Consider the following 26,999-nt stretch of genomic DNA (forward strand, 5'->3'; position numbering starts at 1 on the left):
TTTCGATATCAGGCAGGCATTGTCATGCTTGTCTTTTCTTTTATCCCGACTTTGTGATAAAATAGTCCTATTAGGGCTTTTGATAGGAAAGCATCGAAATAAAAAGGAGGAAATTATGCAAGCAGTTGCACATTTTGTAGAAACATTCGTTCCAGAACATTATGACGTGTTTTTGGATTTAAGTCGTAAAACTAAGACCTTTAGTGGTCGTGTGGTGATCACAGGTCAAGCCAAGGCGGACAAGATCTCGCTTCACCAAAAGGATTTGACCATCGAAACAGTAGAAGTAGCCGGTCAAGCCCGTCCCTTTACGGTAGATGATGCCAATGAAGCGGTTTACGTAGAATTAGTGGAAGCTGGTCAAGTAACAGTTACCTTGACTTATTCAGGTAAGATCACTGACAATATGACTGGGATTTACCCATCTTACTACAGCATTGATGGCGTGAAGAAGGAAGTCCTCTCTACCCAGTTTGAGAGCCACTTTGCGCGTGAAGCTTTTCCAAGTGTGGACGAGCCTGAAGCCAAAGCAACGTTCGATCTGTCTTTGAAATTTGACCAAGAAGAAGGTGAAATTGCCCTCTCAAATATGCCTGAAATCGATGTGGAAAACCGCAAAGAAACAGGTATCTGGAAATTTGCTACGACTCCACGGATGTCTTCTTACCTCCTTGCCTTTGCTGCTGGGGATCTTCAAGGTGTGACTGCCAAAACAAAAAATGGCACTCTCGTAGGTATCTACTCAACCAAGGCCCATCCTTTGAAAAACTTAGAATTTTCATTGGATATTGCCGTTCGTGTCATCGAATTTTATGAAGACTACTATGGCGTTAAGTACCCAATTCCTCAATCTCTTCACGTGGCGCTTCCAGACTTCTCTTCTGGAGCCATGGAAAACTGGGGCTTGGTGACGTACCGTGAAGTTTACCTCCTGGTCGATGAAAACTCAACGGCAGTTAGCCGTCAACAAGTCGCTCTTGTAGTCGCTCACGAATTGGCTCACCAATGGTTCGGTAACCTCGTTACGATGAAGTGGTGGGATGACCTCTGGTTGAACGAAAGTTTTGCCAACATGATGGAATATGTCTCTGTCAATGCTATCGAGCCAAGCTGGAATATCTTTGAAGACTTCCAGACTACTGGTGTGCCATTGGCCTTGAAACGCGATGCAACCGATGGGGTGCAATCGGTCCATGTGGAAGTTAAACACCCGGACGAAATCAATACTCTTTTTGACCCAGCCATCGTCTACGCGAAAGGTAGCCGTCTCATGCATATGCTCCGTCGTTGGTTAGGTGATGACGCATTCCGTAAAGGACTCAAAGCTTACTTTGAAAAACACCAATACGGCAATACCATCGGTCGTGACCTTTGGAATGCCCTAGGTGATGCATCTGGCCGTGATGTAGCTGCATTCATGGATTCTTGGTTGGAACAACCGGGTTATCCAGTCCTTTCAGCAGTGGTAGAAAATGATACCTTGAAGATCAGCCAAAAACAATTCTTCATTGGGGAACATGAAGATCAAGGCCGTAAATGGGTTGTGCCATTGAACAGCAACTGGTCTGGTATTCCAGATACACTTGAAACAGAAACCCTTGAAATTCCAGGTTATGCTGCCCTTGCTGCTGCAAATAAAGAACCTCTTCGTTTCAATACGGAAAATACAGCCCACTACATTACTGATTACCAAGGAGAGCTCTTGGATGCGATTGTAGACAACATGGCTTCCTTGGATAACACCAGCAAGCTTCAAGTTGTACAAGAGCGCCGTCTCCTAGCAGAAAGTGGTGTCATCTCGTATGCAAGCCTCTTGCCAGTTATCGAGAAATTAACGCAAGAAAGTTCTTATTTGGTTGTATCTGCGGTTTCATCCATTCTTCAAGGTCTCAGCCTCTTTGTGGATGAAGGGACTGAAGTCGAAGCAGCCTATAAAGCCTTGTTGGTAACCTTTAACCAATTCAACTTTGAACGCCTTGGTTTTGAACCAAAAGCTGGAGAAGCCGATGAGGATGAAATGGTTCGTCAATTGGTGATTGCCAATATGATCAAGGGGGATGATGCAGAAGCAAGCGCCAAAGCAAGCGAAATCTATGCAGCCCATGCAGACAATATTAGCAAGCTTCCAGCAGCCATTCGTTTGCAAATCTTGATTAACCAAATCAAACACCATGAAAGCAAAGAATTGACTGATTTGTACTTGACGACTTATGCCCAAGCGACAGATGGCAACTTCAAGCGTCAATTGTCTACAGCTTTGGCTTATACAACCAATGCAGACACAGTTGAAAAGATTTTGACAGAGTGGAAGAACAAAGATGTTGTGAAACCACAAGACTTGGCAATGAGTTGGTATTTCACTTTCTTACATCATGACTTCACCCAAGAATCTGCCTGGACTTGGGCGCGTGAAAATTGGGAATGGGTCAAAGCAGCTCTTGGCGGAGACATGAGCTTTGACAAGTTTGTCATCTACCCAGCCAATACCTTTAAAACAGCAGATCGCTTAGCAGAATTCAAAGCTTTCTTTGAACCACAATTGTCTGATATGGCTATCAGCCGAAACATCAGCATGGGAATCAAGGAAATCGCAGCACGTGTGGATTTGATCCAACGGGAAAAAGCAGCAGTAGAAGCAGCAATTCTTGCGACGAAATAAATTTATAAAAGATGAGAGTGGGACAGAAATCGGTCATTCGTTAGAATTCGATTTCGTCGTCCCACCTCCGCACAGTTGAGTAGGGCTGTAAAAGCTGATGAAATCAGCTTAGTAGAGCCCACTCAACCACTGCGTCTTGCTCGACAATCCAAAAACAAAAGATGAGGCTAGGACTTTTGTCCCAGCCTCATCTTTTGTTTTTCAATGAATCATCTGTATTGGATATCGAAGGAGAAGGATCATTCGTTTATTGGACTTGGTAAGAGAATCTCCGTTCGATAGTGGCCATTTTCTTTGAAACGCTTGATAGTTCCTTGGTATTCTTGTACTAGAGCATCAACGTTTCGTAAGCCCCAACCATCTCTTTGACGTGTTTTACGAGTCTCTTGTTCTTGTTCATTAAAGGTATTGTTGATCGAAATAAATAGGTTTTGTTGAAAATAACGTATATTCAGAGCCAATATTCTCTCCGATTTATCAGTTATTCGAAGACAGGCTGAAATACTATTATCTAAACAATTTCCTAAAATAACAGCTAGAATATCGGGCTGAATAGATAATTCTTGAGGGACAAAGCAGTCAATTTCCAATTCAATTTCATCTTCCACATTGTGCAGTTTTTGATTCAGTAAAAAATTAATTGTTGGATTTTTGGAGTAAAAAGTTTGTTTTCCCGAAATACTATCGGTTAACGAGTGAAGATACTCTCTAGCCTCATCAGGATTTTCTTCTAGAAGTGCCAACAGAGTTAAATGTTTATTTTTTAAGTCATGCCGAAGACTTTGCAATCGTTGGTATTCCTCTTGAGACTGTTGTGTTTCTCTTAATTGGAATTGAAGCTGTTCTTTATCTAATTTATTTTGATAATAAGCGTGCTGTTGTTGAGAAAGATGTAAGGTAAAATAAAGTGAGGAAAATGACAATACAATAAGAGAAAAGAGTGAAATGACAGAAAGATAATCTGGTCCAAATACTTGTCCTTGAATAGCAGATACAGTAAAGGCAAAAATAATCGACAAAATCGGCACGATAAATTGATACAGCCAATTTCTTTTAGATGTTGGCATGGTTAACTTTTGATGTGTTCGGAATAACTGTCGAAGAACTAGAGTGATCACAGTTGAAAAAAGAAAACTGATGACAAGGTAACCACTAATCATTCCTAAATTTTTTGATACTTTTGACAGTGGAAGAAAAAGTTGGATAGCTTGATTGAGGACAGCTCCTGCTAATAATGTCAGGCTTGTCTGTAAGAATATCCAAAAGGAAGAATCACGAAAGGAGTAGCCAAAATAGAGTCCTACAAGAGAGGATTCTAACATACTAAGGAGGAGATTGCTCACTAAAAAAACGCGACTTTCTAAAAATAGAAACACAAGAGCCACATGAAAAAGAAAGCAACAACAAAGGACTAAAAGGGTTTCTTTTGAATGTTTATTTTTGGATATTGGCCTAAAAAATAAAACAGTTGCCAGAAATAAGTCGAACAAGATACTAATGATCCGTAATCCTATTAGCATTAGAAATTCCTTTCACTGAGGTAGTTATAGTATTTTTCTTTAAAAGAAGACTGGAACTTACGACTAATTGGAAGTAGATGCTCCTCGGTTCCATTTAGCAAAATAGTCACGGTTTTCGCATCAAAATCTTTGATATATTTGGGATTTACAATATAAGAAGCATGTATTTGAATAAAATAATCAGGTAGTTTATTTAGAATGTCTTGGGTTTTCAGTAAGGACTTATAGGTATCTGCTAGCGTGTAAATAAAAACAGAACGCTTATCCTTCTCAAAATAGGTAATGTCACTTAAAGGAATAGAGTAACTTTGTTTTCCAAATGAGAAGTTAAAGATGGTTTGTCCTAAATCTAAATAACGTAAAACTCTGTCTACTACCTTATTTAGCCTTTGAGGTTCAATTGGTTTTACTAAGTAATCAAAAGTCTGTACTTCAAAAACTTGTTCCATGTAATCACGATAGCTGGTCACAAAAATAATGGGGATAAAAGGATTGAACTGCCGAATTTCACGTGCAAGGTCAATTCCAGTAATTTGTGGCATATCAATATCCAAAAAAACACAATGAGTATCCCTTGTTAACTGTTCTAGCATTTTTTGTGGATTGGTATATAGTTTCGTTTCTACAGGAACCTTGTCGTAAGAAAGTAAATACTGTTCTAACTGACTAGCATCTCTAGTTGAGTCATCACAAATAACGACGTTTAACATAAGTCCCCCTTATCAAATTGAATTGGCTAATTATGACACTAAAATGGTAAATCATGACGTAAACCTTGGAAAGTCATATGTTTATTATACAATAATCTTATCAAAAATGAAGGAAGCTGGGAAAATCTTCTCAGATTTGAGTGATGAGATGAAGACATTTGCGACACTGACTATTAGAGATTTGACAAAATCATTCGATAAGCAACATTTTGCTAATAACCATATTTCCTTAGAAATAGAAGCTGCTAAAATTACAGCCTTTTTAGGACACAATGGTGCTGGTAAGTCCACCCTCTTAAATCAAATGATTGGTTTTACCAAACCTGATCGAGGAGACGTTTGTTATGGAGATATTTCTTTTGTTCAAAATCGTAAACAAGCTCGCTCAATGATGAGCTATATGTCACAGCAGTATGCACCACTTGAAAAATTAACAGTGGAACAAAATTTAGAAATGCTTGGAAGAATGAGAGGATTAAACACCTTAGAACTCCAAAAGGAACTTGACCAACTCCTAACTGATTTAGAAATTAAAGAATATCGGAGAAAACAAGGAAAGGACCTTTCAGGTGGTTTAAAGCGCCTGACCTCTTTTGCAATGGCTTTAATCGGATCTCCGACCATCATTCTTCTTGATGAGCCGACGAACGATGTTGATCCAATACGTCGTGAAAAACAATGGCAATTATTACAGAAGCTAGCGCATAAAGGTCATACCATTATTATCGTGACGCATAATCTCTTAGAAGTTGAAAAATATGCTGACAACTATGCCTTATTTAACCATGGGAAGTTAATCAAATCAGGACCTGTTCAGCAAATAACCTATCAAAAACAGTATCAAATCTCTTTTGAGTTTAGGAATGAAGATAGCTTAGCTCTGTTCCAAGATTACACCATTATCAACGGTTCGGTTTGCCAGATTGAAATAGAAGAGAAGGAGTTAACGAGATTGCTACCAAAAATCACACAGGAATTGGATCGAAAGAATATTTTTAATCTGTCACTTACTCAGAAAAACATATCCATTTCAGATCTTTATAGAGAGGAGTTGATAAACTGATATGACTCAATTTTTTTACTTACTTCGTTGGAACTATCTTCGTCAAAAAGATTTATTTCTACTCTTTACGCTAGCTCAGGTTCTGTTATCCATTTCACTTCTTTTTGGTTATCCACTAGTGATCGGTGAGATTGATAGGACAGCTGCCTACTATCTCTCTTCTGGTTCAGTTCTGATAGGAATTATTTCTATTGGCTGTACTATCTCATCGCCTGTTATAGCAAATGCGAAGTCAGAAGGACATGTAGACTATGTACGAGCCCTTCCAATACCACGAATTCTTATTTCCTTAGCAGATCTTTGGATGTGGATGATTGCTATTTTACCTGGAGTGTTCATTTCTGTTATACTGGGCTATTTTCGTTTTTCTGTCCGCTTAAATGTATCTATTCTAGCTGTTTTCATCCTATTTCTTATCTGTCTTACGATGATCAGTCTTGGATTTGCCATTGCTTATACTTTTTCTCCCAATATTGTCACGTTGATATCTCAGTTGATTCTTATGATCGGTTTGATGTTTTCGCCAATCATGTACCCAGCAAGTCGTCTTCCAGATTGGATAAATCATCTCTACCATGTTCTTCCTTTTGTCCCTTCTGTCAACCTCTTACGAGCTAGTGTCTATAGTCATGGTCACGTCTCATTTTTTGACTTGGCTATTCTGATTATCTGGATTTTTCTAACACAGCTACTGATCTTGAGAGTTCTTTATAAGGAAAAATAAAGGAAGGAGGGTAGATAGAAGGTTCTTCTACGAAACAGGAATCCATTAAAAAGGAGTTCAATTGAAGAGATATCCCTACAACAAAAAGCAACAACTGTGTTCAGATGTTGCTTATTTTAGTATATTCGTACCCTTGATATCTTAATTAAAATACCAGTGGTGTTTGAGGCTGGCAAAAATAGCTTTGCTAGTGATCGTGGTGATGATCAGTTTGATGAGGTCGGCAAGGATAAAGGGAGCAACGACTAAAGCAAAAGCTTTTTGGATATCGGTATGCGTGACCAGCATAAAGCCGATAGCTCCAGCTACAAAGAGGAGAACACTACTAAATAAATTAGCAAGGAAAATGGTCAGCACGCTGGATTTAGCATTTGTAAATAGAGACGTGATCCATGCTCGGAATGGGAAGAAGAGGAGGAAACCAGCAGTAGGGCCAAGGAAATGCGAAGCACCACTAGCACCACCTGCCAATACTGGGAATCCTAAGAAGCCAAGAAGTAGGTAGAGGCAGACGGTGACAAAGGCATGACTGGGTTTATAGATGGTCCCGATAATCCCGATCATGAGCGTTTGCAGGGTTAAAGGAATTGGACCAAATGGAAGGGTAAATTGAGATAGGACGGAGATCATAGCTACTCCAATGGAGATGAGCACTAAAGGAAAGATTTTCTTCATAACAGTCAACCTCTATTTTATTTTATGGTAACTATTCTACAATATCGGTTTCATCCTGTCAATAGTCCCAGTCGTTTTAGGTTGTTTTAAGTAAAAATTTAGGCCTGTTTAAGACTTCTAAAGTATAATCGCCTTACTTAAAGGATCGAGCTCCCTTTAAAATTTAAAAGACAAGTACTTGTAAAAAAGATAAAAGGTAAAAAGATGAATCAAAAAGAAACAAAACAAGTAGTCGAAACGCAAGAATCCAAAGAAAAAATGGTCGTCCTCAAACGAAGCCCTAAGTGGTGGATTGGAATGGCAGCAGTTGGTGGATTATTGGTCGGTGCTGGAAGTGGCTTTGGTGTCGGTGTCATCGCCTCACAATCTTCTAATAACCAACAATTTTCTCAACCGGTCCAAACGGGTCAAAACCAAGGGTCCAATCAGCAACAAAATAGTCAAAATGGCCATGCTTCACAAGGAAACCAGCAAAATGGTGGCCCCCAGGATGGTGGTCCTCAAGGTGGTGGTCAAGGACAAGGTGGCGGACCTGGTCAGATGCCACAAGAAGGCAATGGTGGCCCTCAAGGGAATGGTCCAGAAAATGGCATGAACCAATCTGGCGGACAAGAAGGGAACCAGGGTTCCTCTAAAAAGTCCAATAAGAAGAATTCAAAAAATAAAAACAAGACGAGTGATAGTCAAAGTAACAAAGAAAACACGACAAACTCATAGAATATGCCTTCCTCAGGCAGTCTGAATTTGATCATCAAACCAGGTTCTAACTATAGGAAATGAAGGCAAGTCGTGTTATAATAGTTTGGAATAGATTAGAAAGACTCACTCAGGAAAGAGAAGAGGATACGACAATGATTAAAATTCTATTGGTCGAAGATGACCTTGGTTTATCAAATTCAGTATTTGATTTTTTAGATGATTTTGCGGACGTTATGCAGGTCTTTGACGGAGAAGAAGGCCTTTACGAAGCAGAAAGCGGAATCTATGATTTGATTCTGCTGGACCTCATGTTACCAGAAAAAGACGGCTTCCATGTCTTGAAAGAATTGCGTGAAAAAGGCGTGACGACTCCTGTTTTGATCATGACAGCCAAAGAAAGTTTGGATGACAAAGGGCACGGCTTTGAGCTAGGGGCAGACGATTACCTCACCAAGCCTTTCTATCTTGAAGAGCTTAAGATGCGGATTCAAGCCCTTTTGAAGCGCTCAGGAAAGGTCAATGAAAATACCCTCAATTATGGCAATTTGAAGGTCAACTTATCTACCAATTCGACTTACGTGGACGATAAGGAAGTGGAACTTCTTGGGAAGGAATTCGATCTCTTGGTCTATTTCCTTCAAAACCAAAATGTCATCCTTCCAAAGACACAGATCTTCGATCGTCTCTGGGGCTTTGACAGTGACACGACTATCTCAGTGGTTGAAGTCTATGTTTCAAAAATCCGTAAGAAATTAAAAGGTACTGATTTTGTTGAGAGCTTGCAAACATTACGCAGTGTGGGGTATATCTTAAAAGATGCTAACAAGGATTAAGAAAACAGTCGGAGAAGATGATTTTTCTTACTTCGTCCGATATTTTGGTCTCTTCACCTTGATATTCTCAGCCATGACCTTAATTATTATTCAGGTCATGCGCTCGAGTCTCTATACAACGGTCGATGAGAATCTCAAGACCTTGAGTCAGGATCCTTATTCCATTATAGCTATTGCCAACCGGGATCAGAAACAGTCTAATTCCAAAGAGGGTGATGAGCATGAGATGATGCCTGATCATAACAAATCGGAACCCAAAGGAGATGTTACTTCCAATACCACTGTTGTTCTACTGAACAAAAAATATCAAAACTTAACAACGGGAAATGGGTTTTTAAACTTCAAAACTGTAACTTTTGGTCGTAAATTGCTTAACAAGGTTTCCCAACTCCAAATCACAAATAGTTACGGGAAAAAAGAAAGTTACCGGGCTTACATGACGGATTTGGGCTTGTCAGATGGTGATGAGAGTGATGTCAAATACGCGGTCATCATGACCAATATTAGCCAGTTGGAGCAGACGAGCGAAAAGAATGAGAACCAAATTGCACTCGTTATGATCTGCTTCTGGGGGATTTCACTGTTTGCTAGTCTCTTCCTAGCACGTCTCAGTGTTAAGCCCCTACTTGAGAGTATGCAAAAGCAAAAGGCATTCGTGGAAAATGCTTCACATGAGTTACGGACGCCTCTAGCAGTCCTTCAAAATCGCCTCGAAACGCTTTTTAGAAAGCCCGAAGCGACCATTATGGAGTCAAGCGAGAGCATTGCATCTAGCTTGGATGAAGTTCGAAATATGAAGCTCTTGACCACCAACCTTCTCAATATCGCCCGAAGAGATGATGGCTTGAAACCAGAGATGGAAGACATCGAACCAAGCTTTTTCGATCAGACCTTCTCGAATTTTGAGATCATTGCGGAAGAAAATGATAAAATTTTCCGAGGAGACAATCAAGTGGACAAAGTCATTTGTTCGGATAAGACATTGCTTAAGCAGTTGATGACCATTCTCTACGACAATGCCTTGAAATATACCGATGAAGATGGTGAGATCCAGTTTGAAGTCCAGTTGAAGGACAAAAATCTTCTTCTAAGGGTGCTGGATAATGGTCCAGGGATTCGAGATGAGGATAAGAAACGGATCTTTGATCGTTTTTACCGCGTGGATAAGGCCAGAACCCGTCAAAAAGGTGGATTTGGTTTGGGACTATCTCTTGCGAAGCAGATCGTAGAATCCTTCAAAGGAACCATCCAAGTCAAAGATAATAAACCAAAAGGGACCATCTTTGAAGTGAAATTATCCGTCAAGACGGAAAGTCGTAAAAAAAATCGTTCATAATCTTTAAAAAATAGAAAAGAGAAATACCTATGAGTTCAAAAATGTTGCACACTTGCCTTCGTGTGGAAAACTTAGAAAAATCAATCGCTTTTTACCAAGATGCGTTTGGTTTTGAAGAAAAACGTCGGAAAGATTTCCCAGACTACAAGTTCACGATTGTCTATTTGGCCTTGCCTGGAGATGACTATGAGTTGGAATTGACGTACAATTATGGTCATGGTCCATATGTGATCGGAGATGGCTATGCTCACGTCGCATTGAGTACTCCTGATCTAGAAGGTTTGAATGCTGAACACAAGGCTAAAGGCTATGAAGTGACAGAACCAAAAGGTCTTCCAGGAACACAACCGAATTACTATTTCGTTGTAGATCCGGATGGTTATAAAGTAGAAGTCATTCGTGAAAAATAAGAGTAATCAAAAATAGGGGGCTGGGACAAAAGTCCTAGCCTCTCAATTATTTTTGGATTGTCGAGCAAGACGCAGTGGTTGAGTGGGCTCTACTACGCTGATTTCATCAGCTTTTACAGCCCTACTCAACTGTGCGGAGGTGAGACGACGAAATCGAATTCTAACGAATGACCGATTTCTGTCCCACTCCCTCTTTTTTATGAAACCATTTACAGAAAAGGAATGTTTTTTCGAGAGAAATTTGCTATAATAAAGTTATGAGATTCAAATACACGAAAACTATTTTATTAATCATTATAAATCTCCTTTTACTGAGTCTTTTGTATATCGGCTATCAAAAGATCCAAAGGGTTCGTGAACAGAAAGTCTATCAGGATCAGTTTGCCAAGGTCACTCAATTAGAGAAAAGCTCTGAAAAAGGAAAAGATGCCCAGGTTCAGGAAGGAATTTTAGGAACTTCCTATGTGACAGCTTACTATCCTACTAAGGATGGACAGCCTGTTGAGATTATTAAAGCGAAGATCCAAGAAGATCTTCAGCGTCTAGGATCTGATGAGAAAACCAAAGAGCCGAAGCATCTGACCTTCTACCATAGTGAAGAAGCAGAAGCGCCTTTTGTTGGTTATCATCCCATCCAAATTAAACGCTCTGAATACCAGTACAAAAAAGGGAAATTCATCAAAGATGAGACGGTGAAGTTGCCCCTCTTTTACTTGGATGATGAGAGTAACCCTCTGACCTTGAGCCAAGTCTTTGCGGATCCAGATGGAGCCAAGCAGATCTTTTTGGAGGAATTACGGGGAAATCTAGCCTTTCGTCAGTTGGATGAGGAAAGCATTGATCAAATGGTTGCCCACTTCTCAGAGTTGGACTTGAGCCAATGGGAATTCCAATATGAAAAAGGGAATTTCACCATTCCATTTCCAAGCAAGGTTAAAGGAGACGATACCTTTACTGTTCCCTTATCTAAATTCTATGACGTGATTGATACAGAACGCTTGCTTCCTGATGATCTAGCTTCTTACCAATCCTATATTGAAGAACGCCACCGTAAGATGATTGCCCTGACCTTTGATGATGGACCGGATCCAACCACGACCCCTCAGGCGCTGGCTATCTTAAAGAAATACAATGCCAAAGCTACCTTCTTTATGGTCGGAAAAAATGTCAGTGCGAATCCGGATATTGCTAAGCAAGTCCGCAAAGAAGGTCATCAAATCGGGAACCATACCTGGGATCACCCTCAATTGCCAAAATTGAGCTTGGATAATGCCAAGAAAGAGATCTTGGATACCCAAGAAGCTATTCAAAAAGCGACAGGTGTGCAGACCAAGATCACGCGCCCTCCATATGGAGCCATCAATAACGCCATCCAATACGGTGTAGACCAATCCTTCATCATGTGGGATGTAGATAGCCTAGATTGGAAGACACATAATACGACGGCTATTCTCAATGAAGTGAAAAAAGAAGTCAAACCGGGGTCGATTATCCTCATGCATGATATCCATCAAACCACGATTGATGCTCTTCCGACCGTCCTTGACTACCTTAAATCACAAGGCTATACCTTTGTAACGGTAGATGAATTGTTGGATTACCAACTTGAAAGTCATCGCATTTATTACAATGGAAATTAACGTAAAAATCCTCTGCTGGAAATAGCAGAGGATTTTGTTAGTCATTAAGATAGAGTTCTGAATTTTTTAAAACAAGTTCACGTACAGAAGCGTACTTTTTCAAGGTTTTGAGTTCTTCTGGGTGGGTGATAAAGGTGATCACATAGCCCTCACAGCCCATCCGTCCCGTACGACCGGCGCGGTGGGTATAGGTCTCCACATCACGGGGGATATCGTAGTTAATCACACATTCAAGATGTTCAATATCGATTCCACGAGCGACCAAATCGGTGGCCAGTAAGAGGGTTAGCTGATGATCTTTGAAGCGTTCCAGGATGACCTTGCGGTACTTAACATTGACATCACTAGCCAGCGACACGGCCTCAACACCCCGGTATTGTAGTTTTTCTTCAGCACTACCCAGATCAGATAGGCTGTTGAAAAAAGCCAGACCACGAAAATCTTCGACGTAGGCGAGCTTACGGAGCAATTCGACCTTGTCACGCCGATCCACCTGCATATAAAAATGTTGGATATTGTCTAAAGAAACTCCATCAACCGTAATGCGAAGGGTATTTTCTTCTAGCTGATCTGGATCGACCTTGGCTGTGGCGCTCATGTAGACATATTGGTGGTCACGGGGAGCATAGTGGCTGATCTTGTCGACGAAGTGGTACTGGGAATCGCTCAGTAATTGGTCAAATTCATCTAAAATGATGGTTTCCACATTCATCATTTTGATCTTTTTCAGCTTGATCAATTCAAAGATCCGACCAGGCGTCCCAACCAGAATTTCGGGTCCTTTTTTGAGGCGTTCGATTTGCCGTTTTTGACTGGATCCTGAAAGGAAGAGTTGGGTCTGGAGACCGAGAGGCTCTGCCCATTGTTTGGTGACATCAAAAATCTGTCCTGCTAACTCTGTATTAGGAGCTAGAATCAAGAGTTGTTGGACCTTCTTCGGTTTGAGTTTGAGCAAGCTTGGAAAGAGGTAGGCAAGTGTCTTACCAGTACCGGTAGGACTGATCCCGAGGACATTTTCTCCTTCATAGATAGGGGTGAAGATTTGCTCTTGAATTTCAGTGAATGCATCAAATCCGAGTGTTTCTAGCTGATCTTTCCAGCTTTGTGGAAATTGTTCTTTCATTCTTTTTCATCCTTAAATTTTATTCCAGCGCTTTGACGCATCTGGTAGAGGGTTTCATGGACCTGCGCAGCCGTTTGTATCCATTCGAGATAAGTAGCCTCCTTGTGACCAGCCATGGCATGGGCAAAGGCTTCCGCCTCTTCTTGCATGACATGACTACAAGGCGTAAGAGGAAGATCGATGACCTCACCAGCATGGCTGACAAATTGGGCCTGGTTGATAGCTGCTACAGCATTTAGAGTCAGCGTTCCAGTCTTGGTATAGATTTCAGCAGGTAGATGGCTGGTGATATTTTTCCCCGCCTGAATGGCAACCTGAAACTCTGGATAAATCAAGACACCCTGACCATAGAGATCAACCGAATTGGGTAATTGCTGAGCGGCGTAGTGGCTGGAGATTGGAACTCCAAAGAAGCCAATGGCCAGGTAGAGGCAGTAGACACCCAGATCCATCAAGGCCCCACCTGCATAGACATCTGAGAAAATATTGGGTATCTCACCTGCTAGAAGAGCAGGCAACTTGGAAGAATATTTGGCAAAGGTAAAGTTGGCGCCGAGTATTTCCTGATTAGAGAGGAAGTCTTTAACCACTTGAAAGGCTGTTTCTTGGTAATTTCTAGCAGCTTCAAAGAGATAGACCTGGTGCTCCTTAGCAAGCTTGACCAGTTCCTTCCATTCAGAAGGCTTCGTCACAGCCGGTTTTTCAAGGATGACATGCTTCTTTGCTAAAATAGCAAGCTTGGCCTGAGCGAAGTGAAGAGAATTAGGGCTGGCAATGTAGACCACATCCAGCTCACTGTCTAAGAAGTCGACCAAGTCGGTGTAGCAAGAGATCACCCCATAAGGGTCACAAAAATCTTGAGCAGTCTTCATTTTTCTCGAATACACAGCCTGCAAACCATAGTGACCCGTTTGGTGAGCAGCATTTATAAATTCATGTGAAATCCAGCTCGTTCCAATAATTCCCAGCTTTAACATAAAGTGTCCTTCCGTCATCAATTCACTCTATTATACCATGAAAAGTGGGAGGGGACAGTATAAAGTAGAAAATATGCACTGATTATTGTATAATGAAGTGATATGCTTAGAAGGGAAAACAAGAGGATTGAGAAATTCAGAATTATTGATCATTATTCCTGCTTATAATGAGAGTGGAAATATTGAAAAAACAATCAAGATGATTAAAGAACATACGCCTGAATTTGATTATGTCATTATCAATGATTGTTCTACAGATCATACACTTGAAATTTGTCGCAATAATAACTTTAATGTTATCGATTTACCGATCAATTTAGGAATTGGTGGTGCTGTCCAGACAGGGTACCAATTTGCAGTTAAAAATGGCTATCAATATGCTGTTCAAGTGGATGGAGATGGGCAGCATAATCCTGAATTTATCAGAAAGATGCTTCAAGTCCTTCAAGAGAAGAATGTGAACATGGTGATTGGCTCTCGTTTCATTGAAAATCAAGGTTTCCAATCCTCCTTCGCTCGGCGGATTGGAATTTCATTTTTTGAAAAATTAATTAAGATTTTAACTGGTCAAAAGGTAACAGATCCAACATCAGGATTGCGGGTAGCAGATCGAAAAGTGATAGAAGAATTTGCCAAGCAATATCCGAGTGATTATCCAGAACCAGAGACGATTGTGTCCCTCTTAACCTCAGGCTATTCCGTTGCAGAAGTACCTGTATTAATGAACGAGCGAGAACACGGAGAATCATCGATTACATTAAGCAAGTCTGTTTACTATATGATCAAAGTGACAATGGCAATGCTATTGGCTAGAATTGGTGGAGGATATAAGAAATAACATGCTAAATATTTGGTTAACCCTTATTGTAATTATTTTTATCGTTTATATTCTACGCCTAGTTGCAAATAAAGTCGTTGAAATGAGAAATGTCATTTCTTGGCTCATTCTTTGTATACTCTCGTTGCCAGTCATTTGGTTTCCCAATTTGATTGGAGCAATATCTTCATTTCTTGGTATTCAGACGCTAAGTAACTTTATTTTTTTATTAAGTACATTTTTATTAATATTTTTAATTTTTTCATTAACTCGTACTGTATCAAAACAATCAGTACAGATTAAGAAATTGTCACAAACAATCGCCTTATTAAGAAGTGAGAATGAAAATGAACAATAAAACAAATAGGAGTGTTTATTTTTGGAATTTTGCAGGGAATATAGCAGCGGCTGCAGTTTCTATATTGTATTTGATTATTGTCTCTCGATATACTTCCGCAAGTGATGCTGATAATTTTAGTTTAGCTTATGCAATTGGGAATCTCTGGATTGTAATTGGTATGTTTCAAGTAAGAAATTATCAGGCGACTGATTTGAAAGAAGCATACTCGTATTTGGAATATTGGCTAACTAGGGTTATTACAGTTTGTTTAATGTTAGTTACATTATTTCCATATTTACTTTTTAGTGGAAATAATGTTGGAAAAGGGGATTTATTTTTAATTATAATCCTAACGGTGCTTTATCGTTCATGTGATGCTTTTTCTGATTTATTCCAAGGTTTATTTCAACAACATGAACGTTTAGATATTGCAGGGAAATTAATGGTACTGCGTTATGGTTCGAGCACAATCATTCTCCTAATTAGTTTGTTACTTTCAAATTCTTTAATTTTTTCTTTAATTTGTTTATGTTTTTTTAATGTTCTTTTTGTTTTTGGGGGTGATTACGTTCAATCCAAACAAATTAGAACGATACCTTTTAATCAGATTTCATATGCTACATTTAAGCGATCAATTAGTATCATGAAAACTTGCCTTCCCTTGTTTGTTAACGGATTTTTATTGGTATATGTTTTGAATTATCCAAAACAAGTGATTGATAAATTGTTAGTCGAGGGTGTATTACGTGAAGGTGCTCAAAGGGATTTCAGTATTCTATTCATGCCTGTTTTCTTTATGAGTTTATTTGTATTAGCATTAAGACCGTTAATTACCGATTTGGCAAAACAATGGTCGGAAAAAAAGTTTCATACGTTTAATGCTATGGTTCGAAAGATTATACTGTTACTTGTGATTTTGGGACTGGTAGTATCAATACTGGCCTATTTGATAGGGATCCCTATTTTGAATATTATAAGTGGTATTGATTTATCAAACTATAGTTTATTACTTACTATTTTAGTGCTTTCTGGCTTTTTATATTCTATAGCTTCTGTCATAGGTGATTTTTTAATTATATTGAGGAAACAAGTCTATCTACTCTATGTTTATATCGTAATGGCGTTATTGACGAATATTCTTACGCCTTTAGCGATGAGGAAGTTTGGCTTGTTTGGTGCGGGGCTTAGTTTTGTTATTGTTATGTTATTTTACACAATTGCGAGTTGGATTGTCTTTGTAATTATGAGAAGGAAGGAAATTCAAAAATATGAATCATTGGAATGATCATACATTTGTAATCTGTGCTTACGGGGATAGCCCTTATTTAGAGGATTGTATAAAATCGTTATTAAGCCAAACCGTAAAAAGTAATATCATTTTGTATACCTCTACTCCAAGTGTATTTATCGAAAGTATTTGCCAAAAATATGCTATTCCGTTTAATACAAGTGTAGGTGGTGGGATTGGGAAAGATTGGAATAATGCTTTATCTTTTGTTACTACCCAATATGCTACAATTGCCCATCAGGATGATTATTATGAGCCAACCTATTTGATGGAAATTAAAGAGAGATTAAAGAATCATAAAGATGCTATCATTCTTTATTCTGATTATTTTGAAGAAAAAAATGGAGAGGTCATTAAACCGACTTCAAATCTAAAAATCAAATCATTAATGTTAAAAACAATCTCATTATTCCCTAAAACTAAGTGGTGGAGAAATCGTATTCTTGCTTTTGGAAATCCGATTTGTTGCCCTGCTGTAACTTATAACTTACAATTGGTTAAGGGCTTTAGATTTGATGAGGAGTGGAGAGTTAGTCTAGATTGGCTTGCCTGGTATCATTTGGCTAAATTTGATGGCAGATTTGTATATGTTCCTAAGAAATTAATGTGCCATCGTATTCATGAAGATTCTGAAACGAGTAATACCATTAGTGATAACACTCGAACTAAAGAAGATTACCTGATGTTTAAACTCTTTTGGCCAACCGGATTAGCGAAATGTTTAAATCGATTTTATAAAAAGAGTCAGGATACAAATGGGTAAAGATTGCGCACTTGAGGTTTGATAACAATATAAAAGTTCTATTATCTTACTTATCTGCAAAAACTATGAGTGATATTATAAAATTAAAAGGATAAGATTGTGAAAGAAGCGCCTAAAATTAGTGTCATTATTCCTGTATATAATGCAGAATTATATCTAAAAAGATGTATAGATTCCATTTTGAATCAAAGTTTTAAATCATTTGAAATTATTGCAATTGATGATGGGTCAAAAGATAGTTCGTTCAAAATTTTGAGTGGATACCAACAATTTTCTCCAAATATTAGAATTTTGAGTAGAGAAAATAAAGGTGCGGCTTACACTAGAAATGAAGGTATTAAGCTTGCGAAAGGTGAATTCATCATGTTTATTGACAGTGATGATTACATAAACCCAGACTACTTGCAAGTATTTTACGATGAAATCTCAAGAGGGATGGATGATGCAGTTATTGGTGGACTTCAGAGAGTAAACCAAGATGGTAAACAACTATTTTCTATCCAATTAGGTAAAGATAAATGGTCGAAATATAGATCAATTTCACCATGTGCTCGCATCTATAGAAAAAAATTCTTACAAGATAACAATCTTCATTTTCCGGAATTTCCTTTGGGTGAGGATTTATTATTTAGTTTAAAAGTGTATTCAAAGTCAAAAAATATAAATACGATTAGTTATTGTGGTTATTTTTGGTTTTATAATGAAAATAGTGCATCTAATACACTTAATAAAGGTTTTAACCCAGACGTAAATATTATTGATCTATTAACTGAAATTTCTAAAATTATTCCGAAAGACTATTACGATCTAGATCTAATCAAATTCTTTATTAAAAAATTCACACTATATTGGTTATTAGATGGCGGAAGAAACTCGAGTAGTGATGAATTTTTATCACAATATAAAAAAATAAATGAGTGGGTGATAAATCATGATATGCAAAGTAAGATTTCAGTTTTAAATCCAAAAATCAAAAGTGAAAGATTAATCGTGAAAGTAGCCATTGTATTTACTGATTTGTTGAATAGATTTAAATTAATGAAATTGTTTTCAAAAGTATATTGTAAAGGTCATATTAAGAATAAAAAGTGATATCTATTATTGCTATTAAATTACCATTCCTTTGGCTATTGTAGAATCTAAATTATATCTATAGTGAGGTTATCTTGAATAAAATATTTAGAAATATTGGAATCGCAGGTTTATTTACTTCTTTGATTTCAATTTGGTTATTATTAACTACTGTAAAAAAAATAGGTGCCCCAGATGCGTCTATTAAAATTATACATTGGATAACAAAATATGAAAATATCTTGTTGATTTTAATGTTATTCGTCGCTTTATTATCTGTTGTTTTTTTGATAAGTTCTTCCAAAAAAATTAGAGAGTTATTATTTAAATATAGGTATATCTTAGCTTTAGTAATACTATTTATTGCTGTTTTATTTAAAATTAATGGGTCATCCATGGGAATTTTAGGTATCTTTTTAAATAATACTGATAAAGATCATATATTACTTGGTGTAAGTAGGACTTTACGATCGGATGAGTGGTCAGTAAGTCTTCCATTTCAATTATCTCAATCATTTAATCATTATGCTTATTACTCATCTTTGATAAGGGGTGGAGGTACAGATACTTTTATTTTGAGTGGTTTAGCATCATGGGATTTTGCTACCTTATTTAGACCAGCGAACTTAGGATTCCTATTTTTAGGTTTTGAGCGTGGCCTTTCATTTTTATGGACCTTCAAAATACTATTTCTATTCATGTCTGTGTTTGAAATGGGCCGGGTTGTGACGAATGATAATAGAAAGTTATCATTGTTTCTATCATTTATGATAACATTTAGTGCCGTCGTTCAATGGTGGTATGGCATGATCGAAATGATTGCGGCAGGTAGTATTTTTATTGTCTTATTTGATAAATATTTGAAAGAAAATAGGCCTTTTCTAAAATTAATTTATACAGTAATTATGTCATGGACGGGAAGTGTATATATTCTTACCTTCTATCCGGCCTGGCAAGTACCATTGGCTTATATTTTCTTTGTATTATTAGTTTATATTATCATTGAAAATTACAAGACTTTTAATTTCAATTATAAACTTGATTTATCACTGCTCACTTTAATGACAGTCCTCATCATTACTTCCTCATATATAGTATTAAGTAAGGCATGGCCTACTGTTCAAACAACAATGAATACTGTCTATCCAGGTAATAGGGTTTCTTTTGGAGGTGGAGCTTTTAAATGGATATTTGACTATGTTTATCAGATTTTCTATCCTATAACTGATATTATTGATGAGCGTGCAATGGATTCAGTTTATGATCTGTTTCCAGTCACACAGGTTTTAGCAATTTTAGCAATTATTAAAACAAAAGATAAATTGTTAAGTATGCTAATGATGATTGATGCCCTGTTCTTGTTTTATATCTCATTTTCTATTCCCAAAATTTTTGCAAGAATTACGTTATTGTCTTTTACAACCCCTGCAAGATTACTGAGTGTCTTTGGAATTTTGAACTTAATAATATTAGTTCGTTTTCTAACGATTTCAACAAAAAGATGTTTATCAAGGATTGGCTCTTTTATCACTGCTATCCTGTTATCAGTAGGAATCGTTTTTATTTCTAAAGGGGAGATTAGAGAGTACTTATTGACAACAATAGGGGGAGTTGATCAACAGACTTACTTTAGATTATTTACTTTAGTTGCAATTTTTGTATTGTTTGCTATCCTGTATTTTGTATTTCGTAGAAATTTAAATGGAATCTTAGTTATGGGAATTTCCATTAGTTTCCTAGCTGGTGTACTTGCGAACCCAGTTCGTGTTGGAAGTGATGTAGTAACAAAAAGTCCTTTAGTAGAACGTATTAAATCTATAAATAGTTCTGATCCAGGATTATGGATCGTCGAAGGAGGACTTCCTGCATTACCATACAATAATGTACCATTATTAGGAGGAGCTTCTGTTTTAAATTCTACAAATGCATATCCGAATATCAAATTATGGAAGAAAATTGATAAAGAAAATGATGATTCGAAAGTATACAATCGTTATGCACATATTAGTTTTAATCTAATAGATGAAAATTCTGAAGCAAAATTTAAATTGAATAGCCCAGATTCTTATACTGTTTCACTACCAATCACTGAATTGAAAACACTGAAAATTAAGTATATTATGACTGATCGGAATCTTGAAGATCTCTCTAATGGCATGATAAATTTTGAACAGATAGCTGATGTGAATGGAATTAAAATATATACAGTTAAGTATTAATTTTATAGTGTATAACAAAAAACTAGGGGAAACCCTAGTTTTTTGTTACAATAGAAAGTGAATAAGTCAAGGAGTAAGAGATGACCATATCAGTTGTAGTCCCATGTTTTAACGAAGAAGAATCGATTCCATTGTTTTATAGAGAGATGGAACGCGTTCGGATGGAGATGGGAGAAAAATTTGAATATATTTTTATAAATGATGGTTCCTCAGATGGTACGCTATCCGTTCTTCGAAAGATACATGTTACAGATTCAAATGTGCACTACCTTTCTTTTTCTCGAAATTTTGGAAAAGAGGCTGCACTATATGCTGGACTTGAGCGTGCTAGTGGTGAATACGTGACCGTCATGGACGTGGATCTACAAGATCCTCCAGAGCTATTGATCGAAATGAAGCAGAAGTTGGATCAGCAGCCAGATCTAGACTGTATCGGGACTCGTCGAGTGACTCGTGATGGGGAACCACCGATTCGTTCCTTCTTTGCACGGATGTTTTATAAATTGATCAATCATATTAGCCAAGTGGAAATGGTCGATGGAGCGCGTGATTTCCGTTTGATGCGTCGTCCTATGGTCGATGCCATTATGGAGTTATCGGAGTACAATCGTTTTTCAAAAGGGATTTTTGCTTGGGTAGGATTTGAGACAGAATACCTCGAATATAAAAATGTAGAGCGCGTGGCAGGAGAGACGTCTTGGAATTTTTGGTCTCTCTTCAAATACTCGATTGAAGGGATCGTTAACTTCTCAGATGCCCCACTAAATATTGCCTTTATTGGTGGACTTCTATCTTGGATTTTAGCATTTGTCATGATGATCTTGATTGTGATTCGTACTTTAGTATTTGGAGATCCTACTTCTGGATGGCCATCCCTCATGACAGTGATTCTTTTCCTAGGAGGGTTCCAATTATTAACCATCGGGATTTTAGGGAAATATATCGGTAAGATCTTTATGGAAACCAAGAAACGTCCAATCTATGTTATCAAAGAGAAAAGTGAGTAAAAAGCAGAAAACTTCTGCTTTTTTTGCTATAATGATAAGGAAAGAGCATTTGAAAGGAACGTAACATGATTTTAATTACAGGAGCAAATGGTCAACTTGGAACAGAGCTTCGCCATTTGTTAGATGAACGAAATGAAGAATATGTAGCTGTAGATGTAGCTGAAATGGACATCACAAATGCAGAGAAAGTAGACGAAGTATTTGCGGAAGTAAAACCAACCTTGGTATATCACTGTGCTGCTTACACAGCTGTTGATGCTGCTGAAGATGAAGGAAAAGAGTTGGACTATGCCATCAACGTGACTGGTACGGAAAATGTAGCAAAAGCGTCTGAAAAACACGGTGCAACCTTGGTTTATATCTCAACCGACTATGTTTTTGATGGTAAAAAACCAGTGGGACAAGAATGGGAAGTAGACGATCAACCAGATCCTCAAACTGAGTACGGTCGTACAAAACGTATGGGGGAAGAATTGGTTGAGAAGCATGTTTCTAACTTCTATATCATCCGTACAGCTTGGGTCTTCGGGAACTACGGTAAGAACTTTGTCTTCACCATGCAAAACCTTGCGAAGACTCATAAGACTTTGACGGTCGTTAATGACCAACATGGTCGTCCAACCTGGACACGTACCCTTGCTGAGTTCATGACTTATTTGGCTGAAAACCGTAAGGAGTATGGTTATTACCACTTGTCTAACGATGCGAAAGAAGATACAACTTGGTATGACTTTGCAGTTGAAATCCTCAAAGATACGGATGTTGAAGTGAAGCCAGTGGATTCTAGCCAATTCCCAGCCAAGGCGAAACGCCCTCTTAACTCAACCATGAGCTTGGCAAAAGCAAAAGCTACAGGGTTCGTCATTCCAACTTGGCAAGATGCCTTGAAAGAGTTTTACAAACAAGAAGTGAAATAAGTGAAAATTGAAGCGACCCTTGTGGTCGCTTTTCTGTTTGGATTAGGCAAAAAGCCTAGAAAATGGTATAATTGAATAGACTGTAAATTGTTAGAAAGGGAATCATATGCAACACGTTTTTATTATCGGAAGTCGTGGGCTTCCGGCTCAATATGGCGGTTTTGAGACTTTTGTGGACCAATTGGTTTCGCGTCAAGTGTCTCCAGATATCCAGTACCATGTTGCTTGCCTTTCTAATGATCAAGCCTATCATCATTTTGACTATAAGGGTGTCGATTGTTTCACGATTAAAGCACCCAAGCTTGGACCTGCGCGTGTCATCGCTTATGATATGATGGCCATCAACTATGCCTTGAAGGTTATCAAAAAGCAAGGAATTGCACAGCCGATTTTTTATGTTTTGGGCAATACTATTGGGGCCTTTGTGGCACCCTTTGCGCGTAAGATTCATAAGATGGGTGGTCAATTCTATATCAATCCAGATGGACTGGAGTGGAAGCGGGCCAAGTGGGCTAAACCGATCCAAGCCTATCTCAAGTATTCTGAAAAGATCATGACGCGCCATGCAGATTTGGTGATTTCTGACAACCCAGGAATCGAGTCCTATATCAAAGAAGCCTACCCTTGGTCCAAGACGACCTATATTGCCTATGGGACGGACTTATCTCCGACCAGCCTGACCAGTCAGGATAGGAAGGTCAGAGAACTCTATCAGAAGTGGCAGACACAAGAGAAAAACTATTACTTGATCTTGGGTCGCTTTGTTCCAGAAAATAATTACGAGACTGCCATTCGTGAATTCCTGGCCTCTTCTACCAAGCGGGATTTGGTCATTATTTGTAACCATGAAGGCAATCCCTATTTTGAAGAGCTTCGAACTCGAACAGGCTTTGATCAGGATCCACGTGTAAAATTTGTAGGAACGGTCTATGACCAAGACCTGTTGAAGTATATCCGTAAAGAAGCCTTCGCCTATATTCATGGTCATGAAGTGGGAGGAACCAATCCGGGACTCCTAGAGGCTCTTGCTCAGACGGATCTGAATTTGGTTTTAGGTGTTTCCTTTAACCAAACGGTCGCAAAGGACACAGCTCAATATTGGACCAAAGAAACTGGGAATTTGGCGCATTTAATTGACCAGGTCGATTCTTTAGAAGATGTATCTAAATGGGGTCAATTAGCCAAAGCCAATATGAAACAAAACTTTACCTGGGAAAAAATTGTAGGTGAGTACGAGGAATTATTCTTATCATGAAAGTAAATATCTTGTTGTCCACCTATAATGGTGAACAGTATCTAAAAGAGCAGGTCAAAAGTATCCAAGACCAGACTTATCAAGACTGGCAACTCTTGATCCGGGATGATGGGTCAACAGATGGGACAGTGGAGATCATTCAAGAGCTGGTAGCTCAGGATGAGCGTATTCGCTTTATCAATCAAGGAGCCATCGAAAATCTGGGTGTCATCAAGAGTTTTCACACACTGTTAAAATATGAAAAGGCTGATCTTTATTGCTTTAGTGACCAAGACGATGTTTGGCTACCAGAAAAGATTGCCCTACAAGTGGAAGAAGCAGAGAAACATCTGCAAGAAGAACCTTTGCTGGTCTACACAGATTTAAAAGTGGTCGATGAGAACTTGAATGTGCAGCATGAAAGTATGATTCGCACCCAGTCTGATCATGCAAATACGGAACTCATTCAAGAATTGACGGAAAATACAGTAACTGGTGGAGTAGCCATGATTAACCATGCCCTGGCGGATTTATGGACAGGTCAGGAACAACATGCGCTTCTCATGCATGATTGGTACCTATCATTGTTGGCAACTGCCTTTGGGAAGCTCATCTATATCGATCAGCCGACAGAGTTGTACCGTCAGCACAGTAGCAACGTTCTAGGAGCTCGAACCCTAAGAAAACGGGTTAAAAACTGGGTTCGCCCTCATATTTTGTTTGCTAAATATTGGAATCTCATCGAGTCCAGTCAAGAACAAGCAAAAAATTTATTGGATCTGCCAATCAGTCCCCAAAATAAAGAAATTATTGAAAACTTTGTGACCATCATTGACGTTCCGCTAAGAGAACGTTTGAGACGGATTCGTCAGTATGGTTATCGCAAGAACCGAGCTTTTCATACCTTTGTGTTTACTAGCTTAATTCTGACAAAGTTTGCATATCGAGGTAAAAAATAATGTTTGACGTTTTTAGTCAGAAAAATCGAATTTTATTACGAGAGTTAATTAAAACAGACTTTAAATTACGCTACCAAGGTTCAGCGATCGGTTATCTTTGGTCGATTTTAAAGCCCTTGATGACTTTCACCATCATGTATATTGTCTTCATCCGATTCTTACGCTTGGGTGGAGATGTACCCCATTTCCCAGTTGCCCTCTTGTTGGCCAATGTAATCTGGGGCTTCTTCTCAGAAGCAACTTCTATGGGGATGGTGTCGATCGTTAGTCGAGGCGACCTATTACGGAAGTTGAACTTCTCCAAACACATCATTGTCTTGTCCGCAATTTCAGGAGCAGCGATTAACTTTGTCATTAACCTGATTGTGGTCTTGATTTTTTCATTCTTTAATGGGGTGACATTTTCTTGGACAGCCTTGATGGTGATTCCGCTATTCTTTGAGTTATTCTTGATGGCGACAGGATGTGCATTGATCTTAGCGACATTTTTTGTCCGTTTCCGTGACCTAGGTCAAGTTTGGGAAGTGCTCTTACAAGCAGGCTTGTATGCGACGCCAATTATCTATCCGATTACCTTTATCGCAGACCGCAATCCATGGGCTGCTAAGTTGGTCATGATGAATCCCTTGGCTCAAATTATTCAAGACATGCGTTATTTCTTGATTGATAAGGCCAACACCCCAGTCTGGCTTTTGGTGGAGAATAAGTTCTTGGTACTGATTCCTTATGTCTTGCCAATTCTTATTTTTATCGCTGGCTTTGCTTACTTTAACAAACATGCTAAGAAATTTGCGGAGATCCTCTAATGACAGATAAACAAATTGCAGTAAAAGTAGACCATGTCAGCAAGTACTTTAAGTTGCCAACAGAAGCAACCAATAGTCTTCGGACAGCTATGGTTAATCGCTTCAAAGGCATTAAAGGCTACAAAGAACAGCACGTTCTTAAGGATATTTCTTTTGAAGTAGAAAAAGGAGACTTTTTCGGGATCCTCGGAAGAAATGGTTCTGGAAAATCAACCCTCTTAAAAATTATTTCTGAAATCTATGTGCCGGAAAAAGGCACCGTCACCATCGATGGGAAGTTGGTATCCTTTATCGAGCTTGGAGTGGGCTTTAACCCTGAACTGACAGGTCGTGAAAATGTCTATATGAATGGGGCTATGCTGGGCTTCTCAACAGCTGAAATTGATGCCATGTATGATGACATCGTAGACTTTGCTGAGTTGCATGACTTCATGAACCAAAAACTCAAGAACTACTCATCAGGGATGCAGGTTCGTCTGGCCTTTTCGGTTGCCATCAAGGCCCAAGGTGATATCTTGATTTTGGACGAGGTCCTAGCAGTAGGAGATGAAGCCTTCCAACGCAAATGTAACGATTATTTCCAAGAACGCAAGAAATCAGGTAAAACCACGATTCTAGTTACCCACGATATGGGAGCCGTTAAGAAATATTGTAACAAGGCTGTTTTGATTGAAAATGGTTTGGTGAAAGCCATTGGTGATCCTTTTGACGTTTCTGATCAATATAGTTTTGACAATTTGGAATCGAGCTCCCATCCTAATGGAAATGAAGATGAGGACTTGGTCACAGCGGAAGTTAAAGATTTTACTGCTAGACTGCTTTCTCCTAAGAAAGTAACTCCTGATGATGAGGTTGTTATTGAGTTTTCATTTGATCTATTAGATGATTCTGTGAATCCTCATATAGCCTTTTCATTTGTTGATATTTCTACTGGGAATGGGCTTTATAATGATAATTCCATGGATATTCCATTATCTGGTGTCGGACCTAAAAAAATCACCTATAAGTGTAAACTACCGTACTTTAATCATGTGAAATTAAGATTAGTAGCATTTTTAAGAGACGAAAATCAAGAAAACTTAGCAATATTGTCGACAACGAACCCTCCAGTTTTTTCAATTGATCGGGTTGTGGATCGGACAAATCGTTCAGAGTTGGATTCTTCTACTGGATTGTTAATCCGTCAAGGCAAGTGGGAATAATTTCTTT

General features: G+C 38.5%; 25 protein-coding genes. 20 read left to right on the forward strand and 5 right to left on the reverse strand.

The features are described 5' to 3' along the window. Positions 1-115 precede the first annotated feature (115 nt). Entirely contained in the window at positions 116-2,659 is a 2,544-nt protein-coding gene (locus JX304_RS03955) for a M1 family metallopeptidase (protein ID WP_205011356.1), read from the forward strand. A 239-nt stretch (positions 2,660-2,898) separates the two neighbouring features. Here JX304_RS03955 and JX304_RS03960 read toward each other — a convergent pair whose 3' ends face one another. Both JX304_RS03960 and JX304_RS03965 read right to left on the reverse strand, forming a co-directional pair. Beyond that, positions 2,899-4,179 carry a sensor histidine kinase gene (locus JX304_RS03960; RefSeq protein ID WP_205011357.1) on the reverse strand — a complete coding sequence of 427 codons (1,281 nt, stop codon included), beginning with the start codon at positions 4,177-4,179 and terminating at the stop codon, positions 2,899-2,901. Further along, positions 4,179-4,889 carry a LytR/AlgR family response regulator transcription factor gene (locus JX304_RS03965; protein WP_205011358.1) on the reverse strand — a complete coding sequence of 237 codons (711 nt, stop codon included), beginning with the start codon at positions 4,887-4,889 and terminating at the stop codon, positions 4,179-4,181. The genes JX304_RS03960 and JX304_RS03965 overlap by 1 nt, the downstream gene beginning before the upstream one ends. A gap of 106 nt (positions 4,890-4,995) precedes the next feature. Between JX304_RS03965 and JX304_RS03970 the strand changes: the two genes are divergently transcribed. Together JX304_RS03970 and JX304_RS03975 are read left to right on the forward strand one after the other, a co-directional pair. Beyond that, on the forward strand, positions 4,996-5,952 hold the full coding sequence (locus JX304_RS03970) for an ABC transporter ATP-binding protein (protein ID WP_205011433.1): 957 nt from the start codon (positions 4,996-4,998) through the stop codon (positions 5,950-5,952). Between the two features lies 1 nt (position 5,953). Beyond that, complete coding sequence (locus JX304_RS03975) at positions 5,954-6,676, forward strand: ABC transporter permease (RefSeq protein ID WP_205011359.1); 723 nt, start codon at positions 5,954-5,956, stop codon at positions 6,674-6,676. A 141-nt stretch (positions 6,677-6,817) separates the two neighbouring features. Here the strand turns inward: JX304_RS03975 and JX304_RS03980 are convergent, their stop codons facing one another. Then, positions 6,818-7,351: a biotin transporter BioY gene (locus tag JX304_RS03980; RefSeq protein ID WP_205011360.1), complete on the reverse strand. Its 534-nt coding sequence runs from the start codon at positions 7,349-7,351 to the stop codon at positions 6,818-6,820. A 204-nt stretch (positions 7,352-7,555) separates the two neighbouring features. Between JX304_RS03980 and JX304_RS03985 the strand changes: the two genes are divergently transcribed. From JX304_RS03985 to JX304_RS04005, 5 genes are all read left to right on the forward strand, one after another. Beyond that, positions 7,556-8,068: a hypothetical protein gene (locus tag JX304_RS03985; protein WP_205011361.1), complete on the forward strand. Its 513-nt coding sequence runs from the start codon at positions 7,556-7,558 to the stop codon at positions 8,066-8,068. Positions 8,069-8,202: 134 nt separating this feature from the next. Continuing rightward, a complete protein-coding gene (locus tag JX304_RS03990; protein ID WP_003003305.1) occupies positions 8,203-8,883 on the forward strand; it encodes a response regulator transcription factor in 681 nt (226 codons plus the stop codon). Next, positions 8,867-10,219, forward strand: a complete 1,353-nt coding sequence (locus tag JX304_RS03995; RefSeq protein WP_205011362.1) for a sensor histidine kinase — start codon at positions 8,867-8,869, stop codon at positions 10,217-10,219. Before JX304_RS03990 ends, JX304_RS03995 begins: the two co-directional genes overlap by 17 nt. Positions 10,220-10,248: 29 nt before the next feature. Then, the gene (gene gloA, locus JX304_RS04000; protein ID WP_205011363.1) at positions 10,249-10,629 is read left to right on the forward strand and encodes a lactoylglutathione lyase; all 381 of its coding nucleotides are present in this window, start codon (positions 10,249-10,251) and stop codon (positions 10,627-10,629) included. A gap of 257 nt (positions 10,630-10,886) precedes the next feature. Beyond that, positions 10,887-12,269, forward strand: a complete 1,383-nt coding sequence (locus tag JX304_RS04005) for a polysaccharide deacetylase family protein (protein ID WP_205011364.1) — start codon at positions 10,887-10,889, stop codon at positions 12,267-12,269. A 37-nt stretch (positions 12,270-12,306) separates the two neighbouring features. Here JX304_RS04005 and JX304_RS04010 read toward each other — a convergent pair whose 3' ends face one another. Together JX304_RS04010 and JX304_RS04015 are read right to left on the reverse strand one after the other, a co-directional pair. Next, positions 12,307-13,392, reverse strand: a complete 1,086-nt coding sequence (locus tag JX304_RS04010) for a DEAD/DEAH box helicase (protein WP_205011365.1) — start codon at positions 13,390-13,392, stop codon at positions 12,307-12,309. After that, positions 13,389-14,369, reverse strand: a complete 981-nt coding sequence (locus JX304_RS04015) for a Gfo/Idh/MocA family protein (RefSeq protein WP_205011366.1) — start codon at positions 14,367-14,369, stop codon at positions 13,389-13,391. The genes JX304_RS04010 and JX304_RS04015 overlap by 4 nt, the downstream gene beginning before the upstream one ends. A 127-nt stretch (positions 14,370-14,496) precedes the next feature. Here JX304_RS04015 and JX304_RS04020 point away from each other — a divergent pair, with 127 nt between their 5' ends. From JX304_RS04020 to JX304_RS04075, 12 genes are all read left to right on the forward strand, one after another. Then, complete coding sequence (locus JX304_RS04020; protein ID WP_205011367.1) at positions 14,497-15,207, forward strand: glycosyltransferase family 2 protein; 711 nt, start codon at positions 14,497-14,499, stop codon at positions 15,205-15,207. A gap of 1 nt (position 15,208) precedes the next feature. Continuing rightward, positions 15,209-15,544, forward strand: a complete 336-nt coding sequence (locus JX304_RS04025) for a DUF2304 domain-containing protein (protein ID WP_205011368.1) — start codon at positions 15,209-15,211, stop codon at positions 15,542-15,544. Further along, positions 15,534-16,811, forward strand: coding sequence for a lipopolysaccharide biosynthesis protein (locus tag JX304_RS04030; protein WP_239649398.1), 1,278 nt, complete (start codon positions 15,534-15,536; stop codon positions 16,809-16,811). Before JX304_RS04025 ends, JX304_RS04030 begins: the two co-directional genes overlap by 11 nt. Then, on the forward strand, positions 16,795-17,577 hold the full coding sequence (locus JX304_RS04035) for a glycosyltransferase family 2 protein (RefSeq protein ID WP_205011370.1): 783 nt from the start codon (positions 16,795-16,797) through the stop codon (positions 17,575-17,577). The genes JX304_RS04030 and JX304_RS04035 overlap by 17 nt, the downstream gene beginning before the upstream one ends. A gap of 99 nt (positions 17,578-17,676) precedes the next feature. Beyond that, positions 17,677-18,669, forward strand: coding sequence for a glycosyltransferase family 2 protein (locus tag JX304_RS04040; RefSeq protein WP_239649399.1), 993 nt, complete (start codon positions 17,677-17,679; stop codon positions 18,667-18,669). Between the two features lie 74 nt (positions 18,670-18,743). Then, positions 18,744-20,867, forward strand: a complete 2,124-nt coding sequence (locus JX304_RS04045; protein WP_205011371.1) for a DUF7657 domain-containing protein — start codon at positions 18,744-18,746, stop codon at positions 20,865-20,867. A gap of 80 nt (positions 20,868-20,947) precedes the next feature. After that, entirely contained in the window at positions 20,948-21,874 is a 927-nt protein-coding gene (locus JX304_RS04050) for a glycosyltransferase family 2 protein (protein ID WP_205011372.1), read from the forward strand. 65 nt (positions 21,875-21,939) lie between these two features. Next, positions 21,940-22,791 (forward strand): dTDP-4-dehydrorhamnose reductase, encoded by an 852-nt coding sequence (gene rfbD / locus JX304_RS04055; protein WP_023026990.1) that lies wholly within the window; start codon positions 21,940-21,942, stop codon positions 22,789-22,791. Between the two features lie 106 nt (positions 22,792-22,897). Next, positions 22,898-24,046 (forward strand): beta 1-4 rhamnosyltransferase Cps2T, encoded by a 1,149-nt coding sequence (cps2T, locus tag JX304_RS04060; protein ID WP_205011373.1) that lies wholly within the window; start codon positions 22,898-22,900, stop codon positions 24,044-24,046. Then, positions 24,043-24,984, forward strand: coding sequence for a glycosyltransferase family 2 protein (locus JX304_RS04065; protein ID WP_205011374.1), 942 nt, complete (start codon positions 24,043-24,045; stop codon positions 24,982-24,984). The genes cps2T and JX304_RS04065 overlap by 4 nt, the downstream gene beginning before the upstream one ends. Further along, positions 24,984-25,790, forward strand: a complete 807-nt coding sequence (locus JX304_RS04070) for an ABC transporter permease (RefSeq protein ID WP_205011375.1) — start codon at positions 24,984-24,986, stop codon at positions 25,788-25,790. Before JX304_RS04065 ends, JX304_RS04070 begins: the two co-directional genes overlap by 1 nt. Further along, positions 25,790-26,992 carry an ABC transporter ATP-binding protein gene (locus JX304_RS04075; RefSeq protein ID WP_205011376.1) on the forward strand — a complete coding sequence of 401 codons (1,203 nt, stop codon included), beginning with the start codon at positions 25,790-25,792 and terminating at the stop codon, positions 26,990-26,992. Before JX304_RS04070 ends, JX304_RS04075 begins: the two co-directional genes overlap by 1 nt. Positions 26,993-26,999 lie beyond the last annotated feature (7 nt).

The organism is Streptococcus parasanguinis (assembly GCF_901875555.1).
Lineage (GTDB): Bacteria > Bacillota > Bacilli > Lactobacillales > Streptococcaceae > Streptococcus > Streptococcus parasanguinis_H.